Annotated in this window: 15 protein-coding genes; 10 read left to right on the forward strand and 5 right to left on the reverse strand. The window is 60.1% G+C overall.

Annotated features, from left to right (window positions below; genetic code table 11):
* Positions 1-251: 251 nt before the first annotated feature.
* The 6 genes from SJY21_RS16190 (at position 252) to SJY21_RS16215 (ending at position 6,566) form a co-directional block, all read left to right on the forward strand.
* Positions 252-1,205 carry an ABC transporter permease gene (locus SJY21_RS16190; protein WP_377513048.1) on the forward strand — a complete coding sequence of 318 codons (954 nt, stop codon included), beginning with the start codon at positions 252-254 and terminating at the stop codon, positions 1,203-1,205.
* Positions 1,202-2,176 (forward strand): ABC transporter permease, encoded by a 975-nt coding sequence (locus tag SJY21_RS16195; protein ID WP_377513050.1) that lies wholly within the window; start codon positions 1,202-1,204, stop codon positions 2,174-2,176. Before SJY21_RS16190 ends, SJY21_RS16195 begins: the two co-directional genes overlap by 4 nt.
* Entirely contained in the window at positions 2,176-3,681 is a 1,506-nt protein-coding gene (locus SJY21_RS16200) for a sugar ABC transporter ATP-binding protein (RefSeq protein ID WP_377513052.1), read from the forward strand. Before SJY21_RS16195 ends, SJY21_RS16200 begins: the two co-directional genes overlap by 1 nt.
* A 26-nt stretch (positions 3,682-3,707) precedes the next feature.
* Positions 3,708-4,823 carry a Gfo/Idh/MocA family protein gene (locus SJY21_RS16205; RefSeq protein WP_377513054.1) on the forward strand — a complete coding sequence of 372 codons (1,116 nt, stop codon included), beginning with the start codon at positions 3,708-3,710 and terminating at the stop codon, positions 4,821-4,823.
* A 471-nt stretch (positions 4,824-5,294) separates the two neighbouring features.
* Positions 5,295-5,819, forward strand: a complete 525-nt coding sequence (locus SJY21_RS16210; RefSeq protein ID WP_377513056.1) for a flavodoxin domain-containing protein — start codon at positions 5,295-5,297, stop codon at positions 5,817-5,819.
* Positions 5,820-5,879: 60 nt separating this feature from the next.
* Entirely contained in the window at positions 5,880-6,566 is a 687-nt protein-coding gene (locus SJY21_RS16215; protein ID WP_377513058.1) for a D-lyxose/D-mannose family sugar isomerase, read from the forward strand.
* Here the strand turns inward: SJY21_RS16215 and SJY21_RS16220 are convergent.
* From SJY21_RS16220 to SJY21_RS16230, 3 genes are all read right to left on the reverse strand, one after another.
* Positions 6,563-11,581: a Hint domain-containing protein gene (locus SJY21_RS16220; protein WP_377513060.1), complete on the reverse strand. Its 5,019-nt coding sequence runs from the start codon at positions 11,579-11,581 to the stop codon at positions 6,563-6,565. The genes SJY21_RS16215 and SJY21_RS16220 overlap by 4 nt on opposite strands.
* 416 nt (positions 11,582-11,997) lie before the next feature.
* A complete protein-coding gene (locus SJY21_RS16225) occupies positions 11,998-14,235 on the reverse strand; it encodes a molybdopterin cofactor-binding domain-containing protein (protein WP_377513062.1) in 2,238 nt (745 codons plus the stop codon).
* A 1-nt stretch (position 14,236) separates the two neighbouring features.
* Positions 14,237-14,701, reverse strand: a complete 465-nt coding sequence (locus SJY21_RS16230; RefSeq protein WP_377513064.1) for a (2Fe-2S)-binding protein — start codon at positions 14,699-14,701, stop codon at positions 14,237-14,239.
* A gap of 89 nt (positions 14,702-14,790) precedes the next feature.
* On the opposite strand from SJY21_RS16230, the gene SJY21_RS16235 reads away from it, so the two are divergent.
* Positions 14,791-15,390: a TetR/AcrR family transcriptional regulator gene (locus SJY21_RS16235; protein ID WP_377513066.1), complete on the forward strand. Its 600-nt coding sequence runs from the start codon at positions 14,791-14,793 to the stop codon at positions 15,388-15,390.
* Here the strand turns inward: SJY21_RS16235 and kynA are convergent.
* On the reverse strand, positions 15,387-16,214 hold the full coding sequence (kynA, locus tag SJY21_RS16240; RefSeq protein ID WP_377513068.1) for a tryptophan 2,3-dioxygenase: 828 nt from the start codon (positions 16,212-16,214) through the stop codon (positions 15,387-15,389). The genes SJY21_RS16235 and kynA overlap by 4 nt on opposite strands.
* 119 nt (positions 16,215-16,333) lie before the next feature.
* A complete protein-coding gene (kynU, locus tag SJY21_RS16245; RefSeq protein WP_377513070.1) occupies positions 16,334-17,530 on the reverse strand; it encodes a kynureninase in 1,197 nt (398 codons plus the stop codon).
* 115 nt (positions 17,531-17,645) lie between these two features.
* Here kynU and SJY21_RS16250 point away from each other — a divergent pair, with 115 nt between their 5' ends.
* From SJY21_RS16250 to SJY21_RS16260, 3 genes are all read left to right on the forward strand, one after another.
* On the forward strand, positions 17,646-18,596 hold the full coding sequence (locus tag SJY21_RS16250; RefSeq protein ID WP_377513072.1) for an MBL fold metallo-hydrolase: 951 nt from the start codon (positions 17,646-17,648) through the stop codon (positions 18,594-18,596).
* Positions 18,597-18,672: 76 nt separating this feature from the next.
* Entirely contained in the window at positions 18,673-19,122 is a 450-nt protein-coding gene (locus SJY21_RS16255) for a methyltransferase family protein (protein WP_377513074.1), read from the forward strand.
* 116 nt (positions 19,123-19,238) lie between these two features.
* On the forward strand, positions 19,239-19,366 hold a 128-nt coding region (locus SJY21_RS16260; protein ID WP_377513276.1), incomplete at its 3' end, for a hypothetical protein.

Raw genomic sequence — 19,366 nt, forward strand, 5'->3', positions numbered from 1 at the left:
CCATTCCTCCAGTGTGCACTCCCCGTTGGCAGCGTTGCGGGGTGCTTGAGTCAAACTGTTTGGCAGAAAGAACGCGCGCTCAACGGTTGAAATGTCCAAATCTGATTTTCGGAGTCTTCGGCCTGCGGCCAATACCACGCCAGGGCCCGAGACGTAAAGCGACGCGGGCTGCGAAAAATCCATTTTGGACCAATCGGAAGTTTGTTGCCAAAGATGTGCTGCCTATCGTCGGGTCAGGGAGGACGAATTTCATGGGGCAGACGATGAACGGTGTGCTGCGAAAGCACGGGCTGGTGCTCGCGTTTCTCGTGTTTCTGGGTGCAGTCGCGCTGAATGCCGAGGCGTTTTTGACGCTGGGCAACATATTGGATGTGCTGCGTCAGGTGTCGATCACGGGCATGATGGCGCTGGGTGTGACCTTTGTTGTCCTGACCGGGCGGCTGGACCTGTCGGTCGGGTCACTGCTGACCCTCTTGACGGTGATCGTCGTGGACCAGCATAACACGGCGGGGCCGTTTGCAGCGATCATGATGACGCTTCTGGCCGGACTGGCCATTGGCGCTTTCAACGGGCTGCTTGTCGGCTTTGTCGGGCTCAACGCCCTGATCGTTACGCTCGCCATGTTGTCTTTCTTGCAAGGGCTTGTTTTGTTTTATTCCGGCGGCTCGAACGTCAATGTGCAGAACGCGCAAGAGACGTGGTTTGGCGTGTTCGGACGTGGTGATCTCATGGGGCTGCCGGTGCCGGTGATCCTCTTCCTTCTGGGTGCCATTGTTGCCGGGCTCGTTTTACAGTTCACGACATTCGGGCGGCGTATCTATGGCGTGGGCGGCAATGAAACCGCCAGCATCTTTTCGGGTGTCGATGCCCGCTGGACGGTGTTCTGGGCCTACGTCGTGTCCGGCCTGACCACGGGGGTTGCGGCCGTCATCATGGGCAGCCGCGTGATGGGCGCACAGAACACCATCGGGCAGGGCTACGAACTTACGGTTCTGGCTGGTGTGATCCTTGGTGGAACGTCGCTGCTTGGTGGCTCGGGGAGCATTTGGCGCACTGTGATCGGCATTTCGATGCTGGGATTTATCCAGAACGGACTGCTTCTGCTCGGGTTTGCCTATTACGTCCAATGGCTCGTGACCTGGGCTGTCATCATTGTTGCGGTCTGGATTGATCTGGCTGCGAAGCGCGGGAGGATCATTGCATGAGTGACGCAACCCAACACAGGGGCACAAACCTGACGCAAAACGTGGTGTCCTGGCTTTTGCGCAATCACATCTGGGTCTTCCTGGCTCTGACATCCCTCGTCTTTTCGCTGACCAGCCCGTATTTTCTGACGATCAATAATATCGGCAACATCCTGACCCAAGGCGCCTTCATCGGTATTCTTGCGATTGGCATGACCTTGGTGATGATCGACGGAGAGATTGATCTGTCTGTCGGTGCTATCCTTGCCCTTGCCTCGGCATTGGCGATCGGATTGCAGGATCATATGGGCGTCTGGCCCGCTGTCGCCCTTGGCGTGATGTCTGGCGCGGCCTTGGGATTTCTGAACGGCACGCTTGTCGCGCTATCGGGGATGCATTCGTTTATCGTAACGCTGGGCGGGCTGATCGGCATTCGCGGGTTGGTCTTTGTCTATAGCGGCGAAAACGCACTGATGGTTCCGGATTTCAGCTATACCGAAATTCCGGAGGTCTACCTCGGCCCTATCTCGCTTACCGCAATCATCTTTTTTGCATTGGCGCTGTTTTTCCAGTGGGTCCTGTCGAGCACCCGACACGGGCGTGAAACCTACGCGGTTGGTGACAACATCGAGGCAGCGCATGACGCGGGCATCAACGTAAAGCGCCACAAGATTATCAACTTCACCATTTGTGGCACCTTGGCGGCTGTCTGTGGCATCCTGTTGTCCATGCGTTTGGGCACTGCAGAACCCAACGCAGGCAAAATCTGGGAGCTCTGGACAATCATCGCTGTCGTGCTGGGCGGGACACGGCTGCAGGGCGGTTTCGGCAGCATGTGGATGACGATTGGCGGCGTGTTGACGCTGGCGGTTTTGCGCAACGGACTGCGTCTGTTGAACACACCCAACTACGTGGAGCTGATGGTGATGGGCGGCGTGCTCGTCTTGGCACTGGTGCTGGACAAACTGCTAAATCATAGAGGAGCAACCTGATGGAAAATGCGATCCTCAAAGTTGAAGGAATAACCAAGACCTTTCCCGGCGTTAAGGCGCTGGATGCGGTGAGCTTTGATATCCGTCCCGGTGAGGTTCACGCGCTTGTCGGCGAAAACGGCGCTGGAAAATCGACGCTCATGAAGGTGCTGGCGGGCCTGCACAAACCCGACAGCGGAGAGATCATTTATCAAGGCGCGCCGACCCAGGTGGCAGGCCCGTTGGATGCACGACAAAAGGGGATCTTGCTGATCCATCAGGAATTGTCGCTCTCGCCGGAATTGTCCGTGGCCGAGAACATCTATCTGGGCGCGTGGCCGACCAATCGGTTCGGCGTTCTGAAAAAGCGGGAACTCAGACGCAACGCCTCTGCCGCGCTCGAGGCATTGGGCTGCGGATTTGGCGCGGATACCCGCGTCGGCACACTCTCGGTGGCGATGCAGCAAATGGTCGAAATCGCTCGCGCCGAAGCTTTCCGCGCCAACGTGGTCATCTTTGATGAACCGACAGCATCCCTGACCGACACCGAAAAGGACCAGCTTTTCCAGACCATTCGCGGGTTGAAGGCGCGCGGCGTGGGCATTGTCTATATCTCGCACAAGATGGACGAAATTTTTGACATCACCGACCGCATCACCGTGCTGCGAGACGGGCAGGTGCAAGGCACGCTCAAAACGAATGACACAGACCTGAACGTGGTGACACGAATGATGATCGGGCGGACGCTGGACACCTATTTCGTCAAGGCCAAAGCGGATTTTGGCGAAGACGTGTTGCGCGTCGAAGACCTCAGCAAAGAGGGCCTCTTTCAGGATGTCTCCTTTTCAGTCCGCGAGGGCGAAGTGCTGGGGCTTTATGGGCTGGTCGGGGCGGGCCGGTCCGAGGTGGTCGAAACCGTCTTTGGCGTGCGCAAGGCAGACAGCGGCCAACTCTTCTGGAAAGGCAGCCACATCAATCTGCCAACCCCGCGACAATCCATCGACATGGGCATGGCGCTGGTCCCTGAAAGCCGCAAGGAACAGGGGCTTGTTCTGATGATGGGTGGGCGCGAAAACACCTCCCTTCCGCATCTGAGCCTTTTCTCTGAGCTTTCGGTGATGAACCGTGGCAAAGAAATGAGCACATTCGAGAAGTATCAATCGGCCCTGTCGATCAAGACCACTGGCCCAGATCAGGCCATGTCGCAGCTGTCGGGCGGAAATCAGCAGAAATTCGTGCTGGCAAAGTGGCTGTGTGCCGATCCCAAGCTGATCATTCTTGATGAACCCACACGCGGCATCGACGTAGGGTCAAAATCGGCCATCCACGAGTTGATCGCCGATCTGGCCGAACGGGGGCTTGCCGTGATCGTGATCTCGTCGGAAATGCCTGAAGTGCTGGGCGTCAGCCATCGCGTGCTGACAATGTCCGAAGGCGCGGTCGTGGCAGAATTCGAAGGCGATGCAATGACCGAGGAAAACCTGATTGACGCCGTGTCCCACCATCGCGGCGAGGCCGCGGCGTAAGCGACAAATCTGCAGGAGGTCAGCCGATGAGCAAACCGGAGATTGGGATCGGACTGGTCGGATCAGGCTTTATGGGACGGTGTCACGCTAATGCCTTCCGTTCCGTTTCAGGGCTGTTTGATGTGCCAGTTACGCCCCGCTTGGAGGTGCTTGCCGATGCAACCGATGAACTGGCGCAACACTCCGCATTGGCGCTGGGGTTTGCCAGAGGAACCGGTGACTGGCGATCTCTCGTTGCAGATGACGCGGTCGATATCGTCGCCATCACAGCGCCCAACGTGTTGCACGCACCGATTGCCCATGCCGCGATTGATGCGGGCAAGACGGTCTATTGCGAAAAGCCATTGTCGACGACAGCTGCGCTTGCGCTTGAGATGACCGAAGCCGCCGAAGCAGCGGGTATCGTCACGCTGGTTGGCTTCAATTTCCTGCGCAACCCGATGATCAAGCTTGCGCGCGAGATCATAACCAGCGGCGAAATCGGCGAGGTCACGGGCTTTCGCGGGCGACATGCAGAAAACTATATGGCCAACCCTGATGTGCCCCATTCCTTCCGAACCGATCCACAAGGCGGCGGTGCGCTGGCCGATATCGGCAGCCACATCATCTCGATGGCGCGTTACCTGCTTGGGCCGATGGCCGAGGTGCAGGCCGATTGCCGGACGATCCACGCCACCCGTCCCAAGACCCTTGGTGCATCCGAGCGCACGCCGGTCGCGGTGGATGACATGACACATGCCCTTGTGCGGTTCGCGAACGGAGTTAGCGGCAGCATCGAAGCGAATTGGGCCGCCACCGCGCGCACAATGGACCTGTCGTGGGAAATCACAGGCACGTCCGGTGCGCTGGCCTTTGGCCAGGAGGCTATGAACGAACTCCTTATCTGGTCGGACACCGGCGGACGCAGTGGCTACAAGCGGATCGAAGCCGGCCCAAGCCATCCACCCTATGGCGCATTTTGCCCCGCACCAGGCCACCATCTGGGGTTCAATGACCTAAAGGTCATCGAGGTGGCTGAGCTTTTGTCAGCACATGCAGGCGGCGTGTCCTGCGGCCCTGATTTTCGCGAAGCCTACGAGGTTCAAAGAACGGTCGAAGCAATGCAACACTCTCATGCCTCTCGCAGATGGGTGTCGATCTGAAGACTTTTCGGGGCTTTGATGAAGCCCTGAGGCCCAACGACGCTGTGGGGTAATGGACTGTCGAACCACGTGACCATCTCAAGGGCTGCTTTGGAAACTCACATCAAGTATATGTCTCAGTGTTTAAAGGCTGATAAGCACGCAATCCATAGATTCCGGACCTGATCCCTGCATTGGTTTGCACAAGAGACCGCTTCTCGCTTTGCTAAGCGGCAGAGTAATTATCGATAATGCCGCATTTTCTTCGCTGCGAGCGCGAGCAGCAAAAAAACTGAATTCACAGTTTGGGCTCTGTGCTGCCCTTCGCGGACACTCCTCGCATGACTTCTTTCTGAATTCTCGGGCCGTGCGGTGACGCCAAGGGTTTTCTCAAGAATCGCGTTGGAACGATGCGCTTTTCCCTTCGCTTTGATCGCGCGCAAAGCGGGTGTGGCCGCGCCCGCATATACTGGCGCGCAAAGGAGCACTCACATGAAAATCCTCATCGCCTATGCAACCACCGATGGCCAAACCCGCAAGATTGCCCGCTATTGTGCCGACTACCTTGTTGATCACGGCCATACAGTTGAACTGATCACCGCAAGGGATGCCGCGCCACTTGACCTGACCCGCTTTGACCGTGCGGTGCTGGCCGGGTCGATCCATGCGGGCGGGTTTCAGAAAGACCTGCATGACCTGGCCGAAGCCCATGCGGCGGAACTGTCGCAGAAGGATGCGATATTCCTTGCGGTGTCCCTGACAGCCGCGGGCACGGACGCTGACGACTGGAAAGGCCTGCGCAAGTGCATCGCCCGTTTTGAAGATGAAACCGAATGGGTGCCGGCGCGTGTTGTCCATGTTGCCGGAGCCTTCCGGTTCAGCGAATATGATTTCTTTCGGGCCTGGGCCATGCGCCGGATCGCTGCCGAACGCGATGAAACCGTCGATACGCACGCCGACAAGGAATACACCGATTGGGATGCGCTGGCCGCAGAAATGGACCGGCTCGTTGCCTGATGCCCCCTTGCGGCTGTCCGCGCTGCAGGTCATGTTTGCGCAAACACTTCGGGGGTCGCAATGAAACGTTCACGCATCAACGCCATCATGGCCGAAGCCGACGAGATGATCCGCTCTTACGGGTTTGTCCTGCCGCCTTGGGCCTATTGGACGCCTGATGAATTCAAGGCACGCAAAGACCAAGCGCACGCCGTGATCACTGCGCGTAACGGTTGGGACATCACCGATTACGGGGCAGGGCGCTATGACGATATGGGGCTGTTCCTGTTCACCCTGCGCAACGGCCGTCTGGCCGATCTGCAGCGGGGCGGCGGCATGTGTTATGCGGAAAAGCTGTTGATTTCCAAGCAGGATCAGCTGTCACCGATGCATACCCATGTGATCAAGGCCGAGGATATCATCAACCGTGGCGGGGCCACTTTGGTTGTGGAACTCTATGGCTCGGACGCGCAAGGCAACTTTGACGAAACCGCCGGTGGCACCGTCTGGTGCGACGGGTTGCGCCGTGATTTTGCACCGGGCGAAAAGCTGAAACTGGCTCCGGGTGAAAGCGTGACCCTGATGCCCGGTGACTGGCACGCCTTTTGGGGCGAGGGGGGCGATGTGCTGATCGGCGAGGTCAGCACCGTCAACGACGATGAAACCGACAACATCTTTCGCGAACCCATCGGCCGCTTTGCGCAGGTGGACGAGGATGACCCCCCCACCCACCTGCTGGTCAGTGATTACAAGAGCTGGCTGTCCTAGGCGCGGATCAGTTTTGCCTCGTGCTGTTTCAGGCAACGGCGCGCGGTCGGGCCATAGCCGTTCACATTGCTGCGCAGTTCGGGGAAGATCGCGAACAGTTCCTCGCGCGCTTCGTCCGATACGGCCGTCATGCCCATGTCGCCGGGGTGGAAGCTTTCGGTGGCGGCCCCTTCGGCATAGATCACCTCGTGGGCGTCAAACATCATGTGCACATAAGTCACTTCGCCGCCCGCGTCCTGCGTCACGTCCACACCATCAACCAGATGGGTCGCGGCCACCAGCACTTCGCTTTCGCCAAACAGCAGTTCTGCACGGTAGCCGTTGAACATCATCCGGTGCTGGGGTGACACCACGATCTCGCGCTCAAGGCCCGTCACCACGCCGGGGCGAATGCGCACGGGCGCAAAACGGTCCACCGCAGGCACGGTGCGGCTTTCGATCCAGCGGATCGGCTGCAAGCCATGATCGCGGGTGACGATCATATCGCCGACCTTCAGGGTTTCGATGGGCCGCGCGCCGTAGGGCGTGGCGATGCGGGTGCCCGGCGTAAAGCAGATGATGTTCTCGATCTCGGAAAAGTTCAGGATCGTGCCGTCATCCAGCGTGACCGAGCCCGAATACGTCTCGTTGCCGCTTGCGTTGATGCCGTTGCTGGTTTGCACCAGCGTCGAAAGATCGGCCAGCGAACCCAGTTGCAGCGTGTCACCGCCGCCCAGCGTTTCGGCGCTGTTGCCACCTGTGACCGTGATGGTGCCGTTGGACAATTCGCCAAGATCTTCAAGGACGAACAGATCGTTGCCGTCGTCGCCCCATGCGTCGTCACCTTCGGCAAAGGTAATTGCATCGTCGCCCGTGCCACCTGTCAGGGTATCGGCACCGGTGCCGCCTTGCATGTTGTCGTCGCCGGCATCGCCCTTGAGCGTGTCATCGCCAGCGCCGCCCAAAAGGGTGTCGCCGCCGCCGCCGCCGTCGATGTAATCATCGCCAACGCCGCCATAGGCCGTGTCAAAGCCGTCACCCAGAAGGAAGGTTTCGATCTCGTCAAAGTTGGCGGTGTCGGTGCCGTTTTCAAGCGTGCCCACCTCGTCGCCGGTCAGCGTGAGGGTCACGTTTTCGGTCAGTGCGGTGCCGTCAAGCACGTCCCCGCCGCCTTCGCCCGTTTCGCCACCAATGATGGTGTCATTGCCAAAGCCGTCCTCGATGATGAAATCATCGTTGCCTGATCCGCCCGTCATGGTGTCGGCCCCGTCACCACCGGCAATCACGTCATGGCCATCGCCAGCTGACACGCTGTCATCGCCGCTGCCGCCAGTGATCGTGTCGGCCCCTGCACCGGACTCCACGGTCATGCCGGCGCTATCGCCCGACAGGTCGATCGTGTCATCGCCGCCTGCGGTCTCGATCGCTTCGATTTCGCTGAATGTCGCGGTCGAAGTGCCATCGCTGATCGTGCCAGCTTCGTCGCCGGTCGCTGTGACGGTGACATCAACGCCCTGGGTGGACCAGATTTCGTCGCTGTCACTGCCGCCTTCGCCGCCTTCGATCACATCGCTGCCAAAGCCCGCTTCCAAGATGAAACGGTCCTGATCGTCGCCACCAAACAGCGTATCCGCCTGCGCGCCGCCGTTGATGATGTCATCGCCAGTGCCGCCATAAACGGTGTCTGCACCGCCTTGGCCGAACAGCAGGTCATTGCCGCCTTCGCCAAAAATGGTGTCATCGCCCAAACCCGCGGCCACGGTATCATTATCCGCGCCCGCATAGATTTCATCGTCGCCCAGGCCCGCATAGATATCATCGTCGCCCGCACCGGCTTCGATCAGGTCATCGTTAGGTTCGTCGCCCACAAGGATCGCGTCGGTGTCATCGACCTGATCACCATCAGGATCGCCGGTATAGCTGGCGTCGATTGTGTCATTGCCTGCGGTGCCACTGACCGTGCCGTCACGGTCGCTGACCACCACGTTTTCAATATTGGTAAAGGTCAGGCTGCCGCCGCCTTCAAAATAGACGATGCCGTTTTCGGGGTTCAGATCGTCATAGTCGATGTAATCGACACCCGAAACGATCAGCGTGTCATTGTCGGTGCCCGTTTCGGACCCGTCAATCACATCGCCCGCGCCGCCATAGATCACGTCCTGATCTGCGCCGCCGGTGATCGTGTCGGCACCAGCGCCACCGGTCAGGGTGTCGTCGCCCGCACCGCCTTCAATGGTGTCATCGTCTGCGCCTGCGTCTATGGTATCGTTGTCGCCGCCGCCGTAAAGGTCATCATTGCCGTCACCGCCCAGGATACTGTCGGCCCCTTCGTCACCAAAGACGGTGTCATTTCCTGCACCAGCATCAAGGGTATCGTCCCCCTGATTGGCGTTCAGGGTGTCGTTGCCGGCGCCGCCGGTAAAGCTGTCGCTTCCGTCCGAGCCGATCAACGTGTCATCGCCCGCGCCGCCGTCGACGGTGTTCCCGCCCGTGGCCGCCGTGCCGTTAAAAGTGTCGTCCTGATCGGTCAGCACGATCTGTTCGATCTCGCTAAAGGTGCCCGAACCACCATCGGTCGGGAAGCCGTAGTTGCCTGCCTCGTCGCCGGTCATGGTGACATTGACGCCATCTGGGCCAGAGCCATCGGTGAATGTCAGCGTATCGGTATCACCATCGCCGATGTCCTCGCCGCCTGCGACTGTGTCGCTGCCGCTGCCCGCGCCGATCGTGATCGCATCGTCACCCGTGCCTGCATAAACGGTATCATCGCCCGCACCTGCGTTGATGGTGTCGTCGTCTGCGCCGCCATGGATTTCGTCGTCACCGGCGCCAGCTGTGATGCTGTCATTGCCACCGTAACCATAGATCAGGTCATCATCACCGGTATCGCCCGCCAGAATGGCATCGCCCGCATCGACCATGTCGCCATCGGGATCGCCGGTGTAAGACCCGTCAATCGTGTCATTGCCCGCAGTGCCTTCGACCGTGCCGTCGGGCAGGGGAATACCCAGCGCGTTCAGATAGAACGGATCGTCCGCATCAACGGGGCTGATGCCGATCAGTGTGACGCTTTCGCCGTTGGGGAAGGTCAGCACCGCATTGCCGCTGCCATCATTTGTGACGGTCACGTCATTGGTGTGCACAGGATCAGTGCCATCAGTCAGGCCGGTCACGTCAAAGGTGTCGATTCCAGTGAAGGTGCCATCGCCATTGGGGGTGGGGGCGTCGATATTGGTGATCGTGTCGTTGCCAAACCCGTCCGTCAGCACCACGACATCGGCATCACCATCCGTGACACCGGGGCTGTCGTTGCCAAGGCTGATCGTGTCGTCGCCGCTGCCACCGGTAAAGGTGTCGGCACCGGCTTCACCGTCGATTTCCATGCCGCTGCTATCGGCGGACATGTCGATGTTGTCGTCGTAATCGGTGCCGATGACTTCCTCGATCTGGGAAAAAGAACCGGACCCTGCAGTGCCGTTATAGGCATATGTGCCGGCCTCGTCACCGGTGCCGGTGATCGTCACGCCTTGGGTGCTGGTATAATTGGAGAAATCAACCGTGTCGGTATCGCCGTCGCCAACATCTTCGCCACCGACGATCGTATCGCTCTCGTGGTCGTCAGTGATCCAGAACTGGTCTGATCCGGTGCCGCCATCCAGCGTATCGTTGCCAACACCACCTGTCAGCGTGTCGTTCCCCGTGCCGCCATACAGCTCGTCGTCATCTGCGCCGCCATTCAGGAAGTCGTCGCCTGCATCGCCGTAGAACGTGTCGTTGCCTGCTTCGGTCGCCCAGTCGCCAATGGAGTCGTTATCCGCACCGCCATAGACAGTATCGTCGCCGGCGCCACCATAGATCGTGTCGTCGCCGTTAAAGCCTTCAATCAGGTCATCGTCGCCCGACATTCCAGGCAAAATGGCATCATTTGCGTCAACCAGATCGCCGTCCGGATCGCCCAGATAGCTGCCGTCGATTGTATCGTTTCCGGCGGTGCCTTGCACTGTGCCATCCGCTGTCGGGGCGGCAATGGTTTGGATGGTGACATAGCCGACGTCAGTGACGCCGTTGGAATCGACGACCGAATAGGTCAGGGCATTTGTGCCGACGTCCCCATCCGATGTAACGGTGATCGTGCCGTCGGCATTCAGCGTGATTTGTTCGCCAGTGTTCAGCGTGATCGTCTGACCAATCGAAATCGCCTGACCGTTGATTTCAGTGACAGTCAAGCCGCCACCTGACTGGTCAATATCATTCAACAGCAGATCAACGACCTTGCTGCTGTTTGTCGACAGGGTCACGTCATCCTGCATCGCCAAGGCAACGGTCTGCACACTGTCGCCAGCAATCATGACGTTCGTGTCATAGATGTCGTCGCCACCATCGGCGAGGCCGATCTTGATGGTGTTGTTGACGCCGGAATTGACGGGGGCCGTCATCGTCATTGTGATGGTAAAGCCGTCCATCTCGGTATTGTAGGGGTCGGTTCCGGCTGGGTTATCGACGTAAAGGTTCGAGTTCACGGTATCGTTCACAGTGTCGATCGACGCGGTGACCCCCGAGGGTGTCAGGGGCACAAACGTGCCGTTCACCCAAACGCCCAGAACGTCATTCACACCGCCGTTGACATATTCAAGATATTCCTCGGACGAGAACGTGAACTGCATCGTCAGGAAATCGCCGGTGGGGACGAAAATGGCCTCGAAAACAACGGCATCTTCGGTGGCAAATCCACCCAGTGCGGTCAGGTCTGCATCACCCGCGCCACCGTGGCCCGTGCCGGTGTTGGCGGCGGTGTTTGTATCGGTTGTGCCGCTGGAATTGGTATAATCCGCGACGTTCCCTGTAGAAAAGATCACGCCGCCGTCGCTGGGGGCCGTGCCGGGGGTTGTTGCGTCCGCGCCCGAATAGATGCCCGACTGCACGGCATTGCCAGTCAATGTCGCCGAAACAACCGTGACACCGTCGCCGAAAATCGTATCGGCAATCAGGCTCGCGTCAGAGGTCTGTGTGACGTTCAGTTCAGTTGCGATTGGCATGGATCAAACCTCGTTCGTTGGGGCGTAATGCCCCGAAATTGTTAAAACGGAACACAGAAGCCCCTTCGCAGGCTGCGTGCTTGTGAAATTGGTCATTCTGTCGTTCCTCAACGTTGATGCACCGACGCCCCACACCATCGCGATGACGTGGCGAGTTCGTGCCATTCTTGCGTTAGGGATATTCTGGGAATTCGGCACAAGTTTGGTGAGAAGGGCAGAAAAGCCCAGCAAACAAGGCTATTGCGGGGCGCGGTGCCTTGATTTCGCCCTCTGCCGCAGGGGAATGCCGGATTGCTGCCACATTGGCGCGGCGTTCAATTTATGCGTGTGCACAGTTCGCCCTGAACGCGTTTTCACACGAAAGCGGCGCCGCTGTTCGCAGCGCCGATGGTTGGTTTTTGTGGTCTGCGCCGTGGTTAGGCAATTAGATTGAACGACTTTGACAGTGGCAATTCCCGCGCCCGCGTGCCCGTCAGATCAAACAGCGCGTTGGCCAGTGCGGGCATTGCGGGCGGTGTGCCCGGCTCGCCCACACCGCCCAAATGCGGGTTGGTTTCCAGCACACGCACATCGACGGCGGGCGCATTGTGCATCCGCAGCGGATCGTAGTCGGGATAGTTCCACTGCTGCACTTCGCCATCCGCAAAGCTGATTTCCTCGCCTGCGGCCGCCGACAGCCCCATGATCGCCCCGCCCATCATCTGCGCCTTGATGATATCGGGGTCCAGTGCCGTGCCCACATCACAGGCGATCCAGACCTTGTTGATGCGGATTTCGCCATCCGTATCAACGACTTCGACAACCTGCGCCACGGGTGTGCCGAATGAATAGGTAAACCCGACACCGCGCCCCACGTTACCGGCTGTCTGCCCTGTCCATGCGCACATTTCGGCGACCGCCGTGATGCACCCGGCGGATGGTGCATCTTCGCGCGCGATCAGTTGCAGGCGGAACTCCAGCGGATCACGCCCCGCCGCATGGGCCATTTCATCAATGAAACTGTCGAAAAAGAACCCGTTGTAGGAATTGCCCACGGACCGCCAGAACCCGATTGGCACCGACAGATCGGCGATATGGCCTGAAATACGAAAGTTCGGGATGCCGTAAGGCTGATCAAACGACCCTTCCACATGACCCTTGTCCGCACCGGGTGGGGCAAATCCTGCGATGCGCATTGCCGACTGCCGCGTGGTCGAAGGCGCGGCGATCTTGCCCTCAAGCAGCAGCGCTTCGCCGTCTTTCACCACACCGCGAAAGCGCGCCATGGCGGCGGGGCGGTAAAAGTCGTGGCGCATGTCCTCTTCGCGGGTCCAGGTGACCTTGACGGGGGTGTCCGGCAGTGCCTTGGCGATCTGCGCGGCATAAACCGCAAAATCCGCCTCGCCGCGCCGCCCGAAACCGCCGCCCATAAAGGGCGTGTGCACGGTGACTTGTTCCTGATCCAGTTCGCAAACTTCGGCGCATTTCTGTTGCACGATGATGGGGGCCTGATTGCCCGCCCAGATCGTCAGGGCGTCACCCGTGAAATGGGCGGTGGCGTTCATCGGTTCCATCGTCGCATGGGCCAGCCAGGGCACATGATACCGGGCGGTGATTTCCGTGCCATCAACGGGGGTGTCCACATCGCCAACGTCACGCAGGGTTGAATCCGGTTTCAGGTCGAAGGATGCGGCGATCACATCCATCAGCGCAGCGCTGTCGGCGGGATAGGGGGCGTCCTCCCATTCAACCTCGACCGCGTCAGCGGCCTGAAAGGCCAGCCACGTGTTGCGCGCGACCACGGCGATCCCGCGGCCAAGGTCGATCACGTCGATCACCCCCTCCATGGCGCGCGCGGCAACGGCGTCAAAGCTGGTCATGCCCGCCCCAAGGCGCGGGTTCATGCGCAGCGTGGCGAACACCATGCCATCGGCCACCGTATCAATGCCAAAGGTGGCTGTGCCTGTTACCTTGCCAACCATATCCACACGCGGCATGGATTTGCCCACGTATTTCCATTCCGACGCGGGGCGCAGGGCAACCTCGGGGGCATCCAGCGCGGCGGCATCTTCGGCGACCGCGTGGTAGGCCAGTGTTGTGCCATCGGGCGCGATGATCTGGCCGTTTTGTGTGCGCAGATCACCAGCGTCCAGCCCCAGCCGGTTCGCGGCCGCCTGTTTCAACGCCTCGCGCGCGGACGCCCCTGCATGGCGCTGCTTTTCAAAGGCGTCCTTCATCGCTGTCGACCCGCCGGTGACTTGCAGGCCCATGATCTTGGCCATGACGGCCAGATTGTCGGCCACGCCGTGCTGGAAATCCGTCAGGTCGTATTCGGGATAGGGCAGGGCCGCACCCAGCAGCGCGCCGTTGTAATAGGCCTGCGCGGGCGGGCCATGCAGCACGGTGATATCATCCCATGCGACATCCAGTTCTTCGGCGACCAAGGCGGCCAAAGTGGTGTGCACCCCCTGGCCCATTTCGGCGCGCGGCGCGATGATCGTCACACCGTCCTGATTGATCAGGATGAAGGGGTTGAGCGTTGCCTCGCCTTCGGCCGGTTGCAGCGGGTTGGGCGGTGTTTTGCGCGCAAGATAGACGCCAAAGGCCACCCCGCCCGCGATCGCGACCGAGCCGACCAGAAACGTGCGCCGTGCGATTGTTCTGACACGTCCCATCCTAGGCCTCCTGCATTTTGGTGGCGGCATCGTGGATCGCGGCGCGGATACGCGGGTAGGTGCCACAGCGGCACAGGTTGCCCTGCATGACCGCATCAATATCATCGTCGGTGGGGGTTGGCGTTTCAGCCAACAGCGCCGCCGCCTGCATGATCTGCCCCGACTGGCAGTACCCGCATTGCGCCACCTGATGATCAACCCATGCCTGTTGCAGGATCGACAGGTTGTCGGGCTGGCCAAGGTTTTCGATGGTTGTCACATCGCCCCAGACATCGGCCAAGGCGACCTGACAACTGCGCACCGCCGCGCCATCAATATGCACGGTGCAGGCCCCACAGGCCGCCACGCCACAGCCGAATTTCGTGCCCGTCAGGCCCAATTCATCACGCAGCACCCACAGCAGGGGCACGTCTTGGGGCAGGTCAATGTCGTGAGATTGGCCGTTGATCGTGAGGGTCGTGGTCATGGCATCCTCCGTCGCGCTTCTGACACAAATAACATAAAGTGTCAGATCGTCAAGTTGACAAAATCGCAGCAAACTGTCAGAGCCAAACCATGAATACCCAGACCCCCGCAGAAGAACTTCGCCACAAGGCCGTGCTGGGTGCGGCGTATCAGGCCTTTATTTCATACGGGTTTCGCAAGACCTCGATGGATGAAATCGCGCAGCGGGCGGGCCTGTCACGCCCGGCCCTTTATCAGTATTTCCGCAACAAGGACGATATCGCGCGCCAGCTACTGCAGGCCTATTACGACACTGCGGCGCAGGCCGTCAGTGCCGCGCTGGCGGACGACGGGCCTTGCGCGCAAGTGCTTGAACGGGCGCTGCACGCCCAGGGTGGCGGTGTGATCGAACCTGTCTTTACCTCGGCCCACGGGCGCGAATTGCTGGATGCCAGCACGCAGCTTGGGGCCGACATCAAACAGACGGGCGAGGCGCGGCTGGCCGCGATCTATGCCGATTGGTTGAAAAAGGGCGATGCGCGGGGCCGGATCGGACTGCATGGCCAACCGCCCGACCAGATCGCCGCGACCCTTCTTGGTGCCGCCTATGGCATCAAGATGAGTGCCGACAGCTATGCCAGTTACACCGCCCGTCTTAGCCAGCTTGCGCGGATGATCGGGGCGGGGCTGGCCGCAGCGGCAACCCCCTAAAGATCGGTCCGCAGGTGCCAAAGTTCGGGGAACAGTTCCACCGCCAGCATCCGGCGCAGGTAATCCACACCACCCGTACCGCCCGTGCCGCGCTTGAAGCCGATCACCCGTTCCACAGTGGTGACATGGTTAAAGCGCCAGCGGCGGAAGTAATCCTCAAGATCGACCAGCTTTTCGGCCAGTTCATACAGTTCCCAGTGATCTTCGGGGGCTTGGTAAACGCGGGTCCACGCGGCCATGACATCGGCGTTGGCCGTATGGGGGCGATCGCGCGGGCGGGTCAGCACTGCATCGGGTAGCGGGATCGACTGGTGCATCAGGCGCAGCGCCACATCATAAAGGGACGGTTGCGCCAGTTCGTCGGTCAGCAGCGCCGTCAGATCATCGCGGTGCGCATGGGGTTTCAGCATCGCGCGGTTGCGGTTGCCAAGCATGAACTCAATCTGGCGATACTGCGCTGACTGGAATCCCGACGACTGCCCAAGGGCCGCGCGGAAGGCGGTGTAGTCGCTGGGCGTCATGGTGCGCAAGACGTCCCATGCGCTGTTCAACTGCTCCATGATCCGCGTCACCCGTGCAAGCATCTTGAACGCGGGGCGCAGGGTCCCTGCCAGCATCAGGTCGCGCGCTGCAGTCAGTTCGTGAATGGCCAGACGCATCCACAATTCGGACGTCTGGTGCTGCACGATAAACAGCATTTCGTCATGGGCATCCGACAGCGGGCGCTGGGCGGTCAGGATCGCGTCAAGACCCAGATAATCGGTGTAGGACATGCGCCCGTCAAACGACATCTGCGCACCGTGATCGGCGGGGTTTATGGTCATGGAATCGGCCTTTGGATTGGAAACGTGAAGGGGTGCAGTGGCTTAGCGGCCGCACTTCATGTTGCGCGCGCCACCTTCCATCCGGCGCCAGAGGGTGATCCAAGCAGGGCCGCCGGTTGTCATGTCACGGTCTGCCTTGCGTGATATTCCGGCGCATCCCACAGCCGGTTGCCCATCACATCGGCGATCACCGCCACGGCGGCGTCCACGTCTGCGGCGTCGATATAAAGCGGCGTGAAGCCGAACCGCATGATGTCGGGCGCGCGAAAGTCGCCGATCACGCCGCGCGCGATCAGGGCTTGCATGGCGGCGTAGCCATCGGCGAATTTGAACGACACTTGCGACCCGCGCTGGGCGGCCTCACGCGGGCTGGCCAGTGTCAGCATCGGGCAGGCGGCCTCGACCCCTGCGATGAACTGCTCACACAGGGCAATGGACTGCGCGCGCACATCGTCCATCGTGGTCATATCCCAGATATCGAGCGCGGTTTCCAAGGCTGCCAGTGCCAGAACCGGCGGTGTGCCGACCCGCATCCGTTCGATCCCCGCGCCGGGGCGATAGTCCAGATCGAATGCAAAGGGCGCATCATGGCCCAGCCAGCCCGACAGGGCAGGACGCACCTGATCGGCGTGGCGCGGGGCCACATAAATGAAGGCGGGCGCGCCGGGGCCGCCGTTCAGATATTTATAGGTGCAGCCCACAGCGAAATCCGCGCCAGCCCCCGCCAGATCAACCGGTGTGGCCCCCGCCGTATGCGCCAGATCCCAGACCGTGAGCGCGCCCACGCTATGCGCCTTGGCAGTCAGTGCCTTCATATCGTGCAGGCGGCCCGTGCGGTAATCGACCTCGGTAATCAGGGTCACAGCAACACTTTCGTCGATACTGTCCGCCACATCCTCGGGGGCGACGACGCGCAATTCATGGCCGCGGCCCAATGATTTGATCAGCCCTTCGGCCATATAAAGATCGGACGGAAAGTTGCCGCTGTCGGACAGGATCACGCGGCGGTCGAGGTTCAGTTCAAGGGCCGATGCCAGCGCCTGATAGACCTTGATCGACAGGGTATCGCCCATCACCACATGGCCCGCCTCGGCCCCGGTCAGCCGCGCGATCCGGTCGCCCACAGCGGTCGGTTGCGCCATCCATCCCGCCTTGTTCCAGCCAGTGATCAGCATCTCGCCCCATTCGTCCTTGATGACATGGGCCATTTTATTGGCGGCGGCGCGGGGCAGAGGGCCAAGGGAATTGCCGTCCAGATAAATGACCCCGTCGGGCAAGCGAAACATGGCCTTGGTCGCGGCGAAATCGGTTGGCATGGCGGGTCCTCTGCTAAGATCGCCGCAGCCTATCCCAGTCAGACAGCGGTGCAATGGTATTTGACCACGCATTCAGAACATGGAATGTGTTGTGCAGCAAACCGGAGGACACGTCATGAGATTTTGGACCGCACCCGTTGTAATGGCGCTGCTTGCCGCGCCCGCTTTCGCCAACGAGGAAATCGCCGACAAATACCCCCAGTCCGAGCTTTACGATAGCCCGGTCGAGGTGATCCCGCATGTGTTTTCCGCCATCGGCGCGACCGCCCCGCCGACCTATGAAAACGCGGGCCACAATAACAATCTGTCGTTTGTCGTGACGGGCGCGGGTGTTGTCGTGGTGAACGGCGGGGCATCAGCGCGCCTTGCTGCCGCCCTGCATGAAGAAATCAAACGCGTGACCGACCAGCCCGTTGTCCTTGTGATCAACGAAAACGGACAGGGCCATGCGGTTTTGGGCAATTCATACTGGGCCGATCAGGGTGTTGATATTCTGGCGCATGTGGATGCCATCCACGAGGTTGCGGAAAACGGCGATTTCATTCTGCAAGGCATGCAGGCCTATAACCGCGAACGCGCCGAAGGCACCCGTGTGGCCATTCCCAACCTGTCGTTCACGGATCGCTATGATGTGACCATCGGCGATGTAAGCTTTGAAATCCTGCACCTTGGGCCCGCGCATGGGCCGGGCGACACGCAGGTCTGGATCCCGCAGTGGGACATCATGATCGCGGGCGACATTGCCTTTCATGAACGCATGCCGCCGATCTTTGCCGACACCTGCACAAGCTGCTGGATCGACACCTGGGAAAATGCGCTTGAACCGCTTGCGCCCACCTATGTGATCCCCGGACACGGGCACCCGACGAACCTTGCGCAAGTGCGCCGCTACACGCGCGACTATCTGGTCGATCTGCGCGCCAAGATTGGCGAACACATCGACGCGGGTGGGGACCTGACCGATGCCTACTATGTGGATCAGTCCAATTGGGAGATGCTTGATACATTCGAGGAACTTGCCACCAAGAACGCAGGCCGTGTTTACGAAGAAATGGAATGGGAGTAGGGGGTGGGTTGAAACCCACCTTACAGGGCTTGCACGTAAGGTGGGTCTTGACCCACGCATCTGATTGGACAGGCTGATGAAATGGATTGATATGCCCCCCGTCTGGCTTTTGGCAGCAGCTGTGACGACTTGGTTCATCGGCCAAGCTGCGCCGTTGGGGCTGACCTTTGGCGGCGCCTGGGCCGATTTCGCGGGCGGTATCTGCATTGGCGGCGGGTTGATCCTCATGCTGCTGGCGATCACGGAAATGCGCAAGCGCCGCACGACGGTCATTCCGCACCGGGATGCGGATGCGCTTGTGACCTCGGGCATCTTCAAACGCTCGCGCAATCCGATCTATCTGGGGGATGCGCTGATCCTGCTGGGGTTGATCCTGCGCTGGGACGCGCCATTGGCCCTGCCACTGGTGCCGGTCTTTGTCTGGGTGATCGAACGGCGCTTTATCATCCCTGAAGAAAACCGCCTGCGCACCAAATTCCGGCAGGACTTTTACCGCTACACCGAAAAGACCCGCCGCTGGGTATGACGGTGGGCGGACCTGAACTGTTAGCGCTTAGGGTGTGGTTCGCGCCGCGATTGCCTTGTGAATCTCCCAACCAGCCGCTAACCAAACGTGACTGCTTTCACCAAGGGGGATGATCCGTGAAAATCGGTGCACCAAAGGAAACTTACGAGGGCGAGAACCGTGTGGCGATGACACCGGCCTCGGCCCTTGATCTGCAAAAACTCGGCTATGATTGTGTGATCGAAACGGGGGCAGGGGCCGCCGC

Source organism: Octadecabacter sp. R77987, from assembly GCF_042466115.1.
Lineage (GTDB): Bacteria > Pseudomonadota > Alphaproteobacteria > Rhodobacterales > Rhodobacteraceae > SW4.